Here is a 9,078-nt window from a genome sequence, read left to right on the forward strand (position 1 = left end):
TCCGGGCGCTCAGACCCGGAAGCGTTCCGCCACCACGCGCAGTTCCTCGGCCACCCCGTTGAGCTGGCTCACCGCGGCGTCCGCCTCCACCAGTGTGCTGCTGGTCTGCTCGGCCGAGTGCGCCACGCCGTTGATGTTGGTCGCGATGGTCGAGCTGCCGCCGGCCGCCTCGCCGATGCTGCGGCTCATCTCGGCCGTGGTCGCCGTCTGCTCCTCCACCGCCGAGGCGATGGTGACCTGGTAGTCGTTGATCCGCTGGATGATCTGCGAGATCTCGCCGATCGCCTCGACCGCGCTGGAGGTGTCGGCCTGGATGGTCTCGACCCGCCGGGAGATGTCCTCGGTGGCCCGTGCGGTCTCCTGGGCCAGGTCCTTGACCTCGCTGGCCACCACCGCGAAGCCCTTGCCGGCGTCGCCGGCCCGGGCCGCCTCGATGGTCGCGTTCAGGGCCAGCAGGTTGGTCTGCTCGGCGATCGCGGTGATCACCTTGACCACGTCGCCGATCTCGGCGGACGAGGTGCCCAGCTTGGCGACGGTGTCGTTGGTGCTCTGGGCGACGCCGACGGCGCTGGAGGCGACCTGCGCGGCGTCGTTCGCGTTCTGGGCGATCTCGCGGATCGAGGCGCCCATCTCGTCACTGCCGGCCGCGACCGACTGCACCGAGCCGGAGACGTCACCGGCGGCCGCCGCGACCAGACCGGCCTGGGCGGCGGCCTCGCGGGCACTCTCGCCGATCCGGGCCGTCACGCCGGTGAGCTGCTGGGTGCTGGCCCCCAGGTTGTGAGCGCCGGTGGTCAGCGACCCGACCGTGGCGCGCAGCCCGTCGCGGGCTCGGTTGACGGCCATGGCCATCCGGCCCAGCTCGTCGCGGGAACGCACCTCGGCCGGGATGGTGAGGTCGTTGTCAGCCACCGCGCCCAGTGCTGTCGCCACGGTGGCGAGCTGCTGCTTGATCAGCCGGACCACCAGCATGGCGATGGCGGCGGCCAGCAGGATGCCGATGATCAGGGAGGCGATCATGATGGTGCGGGCCGAGCGGAACTCCTTGCCGGCCTCCTGGGCCAGGGCGTTGGCCTCGGTGTCCTCCAGCTTCTGCAGGTCGGCCACCGACGTGTTCATGGCGCCCTCGACGCTGTTGAACTCGTTGAGGATCTGGTCCGGCGCGGGCAGCGTGTACCCGCCCGAGATGGGCTCCTGGAAGAGGACGGTGTCGCGCAGCGCCCGGTAGTGCTTGAGAGCCTCGGTGAAGGTGGCCAGGCTCTGCTGCCGCGCCTGCGAGTCCGCCGCGATCTCGGAGTAGGCGCCGAGCGCAGAGTCGATCTTGGTGTCCGCGGCGCTGACGGCGTCCCGGCCCAGCTTCTTGCCGGCGGCGTCCGTGCCGATCTGGTAGAGCAGCATGCCGCGGAACATCTCGGCGATGCCCCCGCGCAGCTCGGCCACCTGCTGGAGGCTGTCGACGTGCTCGGCCTTCATCTGGGTGAGGTCGTCGCTCATCTCCGAGATCCGGTAGATGCCGAGCCCGCCGACGACCACGGCGACGATCGCCATCGCGGCCACCGCGACCACGTTCTTCACCGCCAGGCTGCGGTCGGCCAGCAGGCCCGTGATCGGGCTGCGCTTCACCGTGACCTGCTGGGCGTCGTTCAGCACTGCATTCGGCATTCCCGTCACCTTCCGCTCGCGATGAATCATCGCTCCACGAGCGGAGAAAGTGGGGCAAAATGCGAAAGCTGATCCAGCAGCGGTTCACCGGACGGTGAGATGCACCAGCTCCGCGTCGCCCGGACGCCAGCCCTCGACCGCGACCGCCACATAACGGGCCTGCCCACCCAGCGGCGCGTACGTGACGCCGTCCCGGGAGGCCTCGACCCGTACCGGTCGGCGGCGGCCCTTGGACCAGGTCAGCTGCACGTCGGCGACCGCCACCACGGCACCCAGGTCGACGACCATCCGGCCGGCCGGGCCCGGGCGCCACGCCGTGCGCGGATCGCCGTCCACGGCACGGGCCGGTGCACTCATCCCGGCCGGCAGCGGCGAGGTGGGGAACGTGGTGCGGCCCCGGGCCAGGTCGGCGGTCGGGGTGACCGGGGCACCCGGCACCGTGACGCTGCGCGACCGTCCGGCGGACACCCGGATGGTCGACGACCAGGATCCGGCCCGGACGGTGGCCACCACCTTGTGCTTCGCGGGTGCGGTGACGGTCAGGTGGTGGGAGTCGGCCACCTCGAACCGGGTGCCGTCGGGCACCGCGTCCTCGACCGTGAACCGGGGCGGCTCGACGACCGCGGTGCCGCCGGCCAGGCTGACCGTCCAGTCCAGGCCCCGGCGGCGAGCCACCTGGTGGCCGCGGTAGAGCCGGCGGGCGGAGGGCACGCGCACCACGGCCCCGGTCACCGGCCGGGCCGCGAGATTGAAGACGCTCAGATAACCGTCGGCGTCGCTGATCAGCAGGCCCCGAGCGGTGGGCAACGGGCGGGCGGCGAGCTTCGCCAGGTCGGTGCGGCGGCCTGGATACCCCTCGATGATCGGGGCCGGCGCGACCACCTCGGTCGGGCTCACCACGATCTTGCGCTTGGTGCCGTGCGTGACGAGGCCGGCCCGGCCGTCGATGCCGACCCAGCCGGCGGCCGACCGGGTCTGCGGCACCGCGGCCGCGTCGGTCCAGTTCAGGCCGTCGGTCGAGGTCTGGATGACGAATCTCTTGCCGTACGCGGCCTCCCACGCGATGCGCACCCCGGCCACCCGGACGGCGGAACCCAGGTCCACGGCGAGCCAGCTGTCGGCGCGGCCGCGCTCCTCGCGGGCCACGGCCCAGCGGGTGTCCGGGTTGCCGTCGGTGGCGTTGCGGGCCGGATTCCAGATGTCCTCTGAGGACGCGGTCGGCATCGCCCCCTGGGCCAGGTCGGCGCCGCTGGTGTCCAGCACGGAGAAGGTGAAGATCGAGTAGCCGTACTCGGTGCCGGGCTCGCGGCCCAGCATCCGCACCCAGCGGGCGTCCCGCGGGGCGAAGGTGATGTCGCCGTCACCCGGGTCACTGAGCAGTGCCGAGCCGGTGGGCGTGGTGAACAGGCGGCTGCCGGTCAGCCCCGGCACACCCGGCATGTACAGATTGAACAGAGTGAGGCGGCCCTCGCCGGGGAGCCCGGTGCTCGCGTAGACGACCGTGCCGGTCGGCAGCGTGGCAAAGCCGGCCCGGCCGCCGGCGACGGCCAGCACGGTGGCGGTGGCGTCCACCCCGTCGCGGACCTCGCTCCACGCCCTGGTCCACCGGGCGGTCGGCGCGGTGTCCGGGGGCAGGAAGGCCGGCTCCCGGGTGTCGATCAGCCAGTTGTCGTGTCCCGGCTGCCAGAGGAAGTTGACGAAGCCGGGCTTGGTCACGGCCGCCGCGAACGCCTGCTCCGACTGGTGGGCGGTGAGGCCGACGTCACGGCCGAAGTCCCGGGTGCCGCTGGCGCGGCGGAAGAACTCCGCTCGGCCGACCGGCTGGACCGGCCGGTCGCGCAGGCGGTGGAAGAGGTACGAGATGGCCAGCTCGGCGCGGGCCTCGGGCTCGTACTTGTCCTCGCCGCTGAACTTGGTGAGCTGGTACTTCGGCTCGTACCGCAGGTAGGGCACCAGGCGCTCGGCCAGGTCGGCCTCGGCCCGCGCGGCATCCCGGTCGCCCTGGACCTGGGCCAGGAACGCCAGCGGCAGCACGTCGCGGCCGTACAGGTGGTAGCGGTCGGCGACCATCGGCATGACCGGCTCACCCGCGTCGCTGGCCAGCAGGCGCAACGTCGCCCAGAGCTGGGCGCCGTTGGGCTGGCGGGTGAGCACCTCGGGCAGCGGGCGACCGGCGACCAGGAAGTGGATCGCCGCGCGCCCGGCCGTACGCCAGAGCTCGGCCTGGTAGTGCGGGTTGGCCGACTCGTGGTTCTCCACGATGAACGAGTCGTGCAGGTTGTGCGCGGTGGCCCGCTGGTCGATCCGTTCCCCGTCCACGACGGCGGGGTTGGCCAGGTCGGCGGCGGGCAGGCCGCTCGCGTTCGTGGCCCAGAGCAGGAAACGCTCCCGCCAGCCCTCGGCCGCCTCGTCGTCACCGGCCCAGGCGAGGCCGGGCGCGATGGCCTGGGCGTAGACGCCCATCTCCTCGAGCTTGGTGTCGCCGAGCCAGCCGCCGGCCGTGCCGTTGGGCGACCAGTCACCGCTGAGCGGGTCGTCGTCGGAGCCCAGCCCGTACGCGTACGAGGCCTGACCCACGGCGATCTGCTGCACGTTGCGCCGGGTCTGGGCGTCCAGGTCGGCCCAGAGCAACCGGGCGGCGAGCACGAAATACAGCTCGAATGTGGAGTCCCAGAAGAGCTGCCGGCCCCACTCGGTGCCGCCGGCGAACCGGTTGGTGGCGGCGAACCGCTGGATCGTGGCGACGGTCTTGGCCTTCAGCGTGCCGGCGTCGACATCGGCCAGGCGGGCGTCGTAGTCGTCCAGGCCGAGCAGGACGGCGTTGCCCAGCACCGCGGCGAAGCGGAAGTCCGCCGCGCGGTAGGCACCGATCCCGGTGTCCCACTGCTCCTCCACCCACCGGGTGTGCATGTGTAACAACTGCCGGTAGATATCGGCGACCGGATCGGGCGCAGCGGCGGACGCCGGCCCGGGCAGGCTCAGGGCACCACTGATGCCACTGACGCCGGCCAGGGCCAGCAGCCGGCGGCGGGACAGTGCGAACAAGGAACCTCCACGGCGGAACGGGACGCCCTGGACAGCCTTCGCGTCCGCCCCAAAGACTGTCAAATCACCTTTCGGCCACGAGGGCGCTCGATGCGAACCGAGCGTCAAGCATGCCCGACCACCGCGGCCGTAACCCGTACGGGGAGATCCACCTCACCCGCGGCCGTGGTTCCGGAACTCAGATTACTTGCGTGTTAACTAATGCATCGATGAAACTGGCTGGACCGTCCCCGCGGAACGTCCCCCGACCGATGGCGCCGGCTCCACCCGAGGCCGGCGCCTCGGCTTGTCCAGGGACCGGTGATCCGGGGACCGGCAGGTCCTTCATCCGGTGCCGCCGCGCGGGGACACTGAGCGAGTGGACCGTGCCCAGCTTGCCGACTTCCTCCGTACCCGGCGCGAAGCGCTGCAGCCCGAGGACGTGGGGCTGCCGCGGGGGCCACGCCGGCGCACCGGCGGCCTGCGCCGCGAGGAGGTCGCCGCGCTCTGCGACATGTCGGCCGATTACTACAGCCGCATCGAGCAGCAGCGCGGCCCGCACCCGTCCGAGCAGATGCTCGCCGCCATCGCCCGTGGCCTGCGGCTGAGCCTGGACGAGCGCGACCACCTGTTCCGCATCGCCGGGCATGCCGCCCCGCAGCGGGTGCACCGCGCCGACCACATCAATCCGGGGATCATGCGCATCCTGGACCGGCTGGCCGACACCCCGGCCCAGGTCATGGGCAGTCTCGGCGAGACACTGCGGCAGACGCCACCGGCGGTCGCGCTGCTCGGTGACGACTCCCGCTGGACCGGCCCGGCGCGCAACGCGGTCTACCGCTGGTACACCGATCCGGACTCACGGCGGATCTATCCGGAGGAGGATCACGAGCTGCACGGGCGGACCTACACCGCCCAGCTGCGGCTGGCCTACACCCGCGCGGGCCGCGGCTCGCGCGCGGCGGCTCTGATCGACGCGCTGCTGGCGGCCAGTCCGGAATTCGCAGCGGCGTGGGGCGCCCACGACATCAGTGCCGTGTTCGAGGATCAGAAACGCTTTCTTCATCCCGAGCTGGGGCTGCTGGACCTGCACTGCCAGACCCTGGTCGACCCGGACCAGTCCCAGACACTGCTGGTCTTCACCGCCGTACCGGGCTCGGCGAGCTACGAGAAGCTCCAGCTGCTCTCGGTCATCGGCGACCAGCGCCTGTAGGCCTCGGATGGCGGGGCCGGCGCCCCGCCACCCGTCGCGCTCACTCGCCCGAGCCCGGCTCGGCCATCTTGCGGTGCATCTGGGCCTTAGCGCTGTCCGGCATGACCTTGGACGCCGCGGCCTGCACCTTGGTCTTCACCGAGCCGGCCACCACCTTCTCGTCGCCCTTCATCAGGGCCTCGAAGCCCTGCTTGGCCACCACGGCCGGGTCGTCCTTCTTGCTCGCGCCGACCTTGGTGTCGTCCATCTCGGCGCGGTGGAAGAAGTTGGTGTCCGTGGGGCCCGGCATCAGGGCGGTGACCGTGACCCCGGTGTCCTTCAGCTCGTTGCGCAGCGCCTCGGCGAAGGACTGCACGAACGACTTCGACGCGTTGTAGACGGCCTGGTAGGTGCCCGGCATCATCGACGCGATCGACGACGTGAACAGCACCCGGCCGGCCCCGCGGGCCACCAGGTCCGGCAGCACCCGCTTGGCCAGGTGCACGGTCGACGTCACGTTCACGTCGATGACATTCAGTTCCTCCCGCAGCTCGGTCTGGCTGACGAAGTCGCCGCCGATGCCCCGGCCGGCGTTGATGGCGATCGCGTCCACCGGGCGGCCGGATTTGAGAATCGCGGCGTAGAGCTCCTCCACACCGTCGAAGGTGGCCAGGTCGGCGCGTACCGCGATCACCTCGTGGTGGCCGTCCCGCCGCAGGTCGGCCGCCGCCTGCTCGATCGCCTCGTCCTCGGCGGTCATCAGCACGTCGTAGCCGTTCTCCACGAACTGCTTGGCCAGCTCGTAGCCGATGCCGCTGGACGCACCCGTGACCACCGCGAACTCCCGGCCCGTCGGTCCCGTCATGGTTGTTCCTCTCCTCGTCGGTCTCGATGCGATGCCCGGGCACGGGTCGGCTAACCCCGGAATATCCCGGTTCGCATTGGGCACCTCCTGAAGTGACACCACCCATCGGAGGCGCACGGCATGCGAGCACTCACCTGGCAGGGCACGTCCAAGGTTTCGGTGGAGACCGTGCCCGACCCCAAGATCCAAGAACCGACGGACGCGATCGTCCGGATGACCTCGACCGCGATCTGCGGGTCCGACCTGCACCTGTACGACGTCCTGGGGATGTACCTGGACCAGGGCGACATCCTCGGCCACGAGCCCATGGGCATCGTGGAGGAGGTCGGCCCCGAGGTCACCCACATCAGGCCCGGCGACCGGGTGGTCATCCCGTTCAACATCTCCTGCGGCTCCTGCTGGATGTGCAGCCGGGGCTTCTTCGCGCAGTGCGAGACGACCCAGGTCAAGGAGCACGGCAAGGGCGCGTCGCTGTTCGGCTACACCAAGCTGTACGGCCAGGTCCCCGGCGGCCAGGCGGAGTACCTGCGGGTCCCGCAGGCGCACTTCGGGCCGATCAAGGTGCCCGAGGGTCACCCCGACGAGCGCTACCTGTTCCTCTCCGACGTGCTGACCACGTCCTGGCAGGCCGCGCAGTGGGCTGACATCACCCCTGGCGGCACGGTCTTCGTGACCGGTCTCGGGCCGATCGGCCAGATGACCGCCCGGATCGCCCGGCACCTCGGCGCGGGCCGGGTCATCGCCACCGACAACGTCCCCGAGCGGCTGGCCATGGCCGCCCGGCACGGCATCGAGACGATCAACTTCGACGAGGTCGACGACGTGCCGGCCGCGGTGCTGGAGCTGACGTCCGGACGCGGTGCCGACAGCGTCGTGGAGGCCGTCGGCATGGAGGCTCACGGCACGCCGTTCCAGGAGTTCGCCCAGAAGGCCGCGGGGGTGCTGCCCGACGCGGTCGCCCGTAAGGCGATCGACAAGGCCGGGGTGGACCGGATGGGCGCGCTGCGTACGGCGTTCGCCGCGGTCCGCCGGGCCGGCACGGTGTCCATCATCGGCGTGTACGGCGGCCAGGCCGACCCGTTCCCGATGTTCGACCTCTTCGACAAGGGCGTGACCCTGCGGATGGGCCAGGCGCACGTGAAGCAGTGGGTGGACGACATCCTGCCCCTGCTGACCGGTGACGACGACCCGCTGGGCGTCGACGACCTGACGACGCACCGGGTGCCGCTGGAGCAGGCGCCGCAGGCCTACGACATGTTCAAGAAGAAGGAGGACGGCTGCATCAAGGTCGTCCTGAAGCCGTGAGCCGCGGTGGCACCGGCTCAACGGCGAGCCGGTGCCGCCGCCACGGGGCACAATCGGGCCCATGTATGTGATCAGAGAGAAGTTCTTCTCCATCGGCGACGACTTCGACGTCCTCGACGAGCACGGCGCCAAGCTCTTCCACGTCGACGGCAAGGTGTTCAGCGCCCGCGACAAGGTGGTCATCGAGGATGCGTCCGGGACCGAGGTGGCCAGCGTGCACCGGCATCTGGTGTCGCTGCGCCCGACGTACGAGATCCGGATCGGCGGGGAGAAGGCCGCCGAGGTCCGCAAGAACCTCTTCACGCCGTTCCGGGACAAGTTCACCATCGATGTCCCCGGCCCCGAGGACCTGACCATGAAGGGCGACCTGCTCGATCACGAATACGTGATCGAGCGCGACGGCCGGGACGTGGCCGCGGTGTCGAAGCGCTGGCTGACGATCCGCGACACCTACGCGGTGCAGGTCGAGGCGGGCGAGGACCCGGTGCTGATCATCGCTTCGGTGCTGGCCCTCGACCTGGCGCTGACCAGGGAGGAAAAGAAGGCGGAAAAGGACCGCAAAAACGACGAATGATCCCAGTAATCTACTGTGACCATTCGACTACATAAAGTGACTCATACTTTCGGCTAGTCATCTATGGCCCTCTCGGCTAAGGTCGTCATAACCGAACGGCCAAGTGTGCGCGGACGGCGGCGATCTTGAATCGTCGCCGGTCACGAAACAGATAGCGATACCTTGCCCGACCGGGTCCGGTGTAAACCGGGCCGGCTCTCCGGACAGGTGCCAAGGAAGGACCGAGATGACTGCCACTCAGACAGTTGAGGCTGCCAAGACGAAGCCCGCGATCAGCGAGGCGCCGGCCGACAGTGCCGCCGACCTGCTGAACGCCATGGCTGCCATGCCCGTTGGCCACCCCTCCCGCGTATCGCTGCGGGACCGGGCCATCGAGGCCTGGCTGCCGCTGGCCCGCCACCTCGCCCACCGCTACTCCGGCCGCGGCGAACCCACCGACGACCTGGTCCAGACCGC

The 9,078-nt window shown here is 70.6% G+C and carries 6 protein-coding genes and 1 pseudogene; 4 read left to right on the forward strand and 3 right to left on the reverse strand.

Going from position 1 to position 9,078, the window contains the following annotated elements; translation table 11 throughout:
* Positions 1–9: 9 nt before the first annotated feature.
* Both ACWEOZ_RS16185 and ACWEOZ_RS16190 read right to left on the reverse strand, forming a co-directional pair.
* Entirely contained in the window at positions 10–1,662 is a 1,653-nt protein-coding gene (locus ACWEOZ_RS16185) for a methyl-accepting chemotaxis protein (protein ID WP_451911464.1), read from the reverse strand.
* An 84-nt stretch (positions 1,663–1,746) separates the two neighbouring features.
* Positions 1,747–4,707: a discoidin domain-containing protein gene (locus tag ACWEOZ_RS16190; protein WP_451911465.1), complete on the reverse strand. Its 2,961-nt coding sequence runs from the start codon at positions 4,705–4,707 to the stop codon at positions 1,747–1,749.
* Between the two features lie 358 nt (positions 4,708–5,065).
* On the opposite strand from ACWEOZ_RS16190, the gene ACWEOZ_RS16195 reads away from it, so the two are divergent.
* Complete coding sequence (locus ACWEOZ_RS16195) at positions 5,066–5,899, forward strand: helix-turn-helix transcriptional regulator (RefSeq protein WP_451911466.1); 834 nt, start codon at positions 5,066–5,068, stop codon at positions 5,897–5,899.
* Between the two features lie 40 nt (positions 5,900–5,939).
* On the opposite strand, the gene ACWEOZ_RS16200 is transcribed toward ACWEOZ_RS16195, so the two are convergent.
* The gene (locus tag ACWEOZ_RS16200) at positions 5,940–6,743 is read right to left on the reverse strand and encodes an SDR family NAD(P)-dependent oxidoreductase (protein WP_451911467.1); all 804 of its coding nucleotides are present in this window, start codon (positions 6,741–6,743) and stop codon (positions 5,940–5,942) included.
* A gap of 120 nt (positions 6,744–6,863) precedes the next feature.
* Between ACWEOZ_RS16200 and ACWEOZ_RS16205 the strand changes: the two genes are divergently transcribed.
* The 3 genes and pseudogenes from ACWEOZ_RS16205 to ACWEOZ_RS16215 form a co-directional block, all read left to right on the forward strand.
* A complete protein-coding gene (locus ACWEOZ_RS16205; protein ID WP_451911468.1) occupies positions 6,864–8,048 on the forward strand; it encodes a zinc-dependent alcohol dehydrogenase in 1,185 nt (394 codons plus the stop codon).
* A gap of 61 nt (positions 8,049–8,109) precedes the next feature.
* A complete protein-coding gene (locus tag ACWEOZ_RS16210; protein ID WP_451911469.1) occupies positions 8,110–8,622 on the forward strand; it encodes an LURP-one-related/scramblase family protein in 513 nt (170 codons plus the stop codon).
* Positions 8,623–8,848: 226 nt separating this feature from the next.
* A pseudogene (locus ACWEOZ_RS16215) lies at positions 8,849–9,078 on the forward strand (RNA polymerase sigma factor SigF); the annotation flags it as partial.

This window comes from Actinoplanes sp. NPDC004185 (genome assembly GCF_053603475.1).

Bases quoted from the DNA above. Each gene is read 5' to 3' on its own strand.
- ACWEOZ_RS16210 (WP_451911469.1), top strand. From the start codon at position 8,110: ATGTATGTGATCAGAGAGAAGTTCTTCTCCATCGGCGACGACTTCGAC.
- ACWEOZ_RS16185 (WP_451911464.1), bottom strand. From the start codon at position 1,662: ATGCCGAATGCAGTGCTGAACGACGCCCAGCAGGTCACGGTGAAGCGC.
- ACWEOZ_RS16200 (WP_451911467.1), bottom strand. From the start codon at position 6,743: ATGACGGGACCGACGGGCCGGGAGTTCGCGGTGGTCACGGGTGCGTCC.
- ACWEOZ_RS16205 (WP_451911468.1), top strand. From the start codon at position 6,864: ATGCGAGCACTCACCTGGCAGGGCACGTCCAAGGTTTCGGTGGAGACC.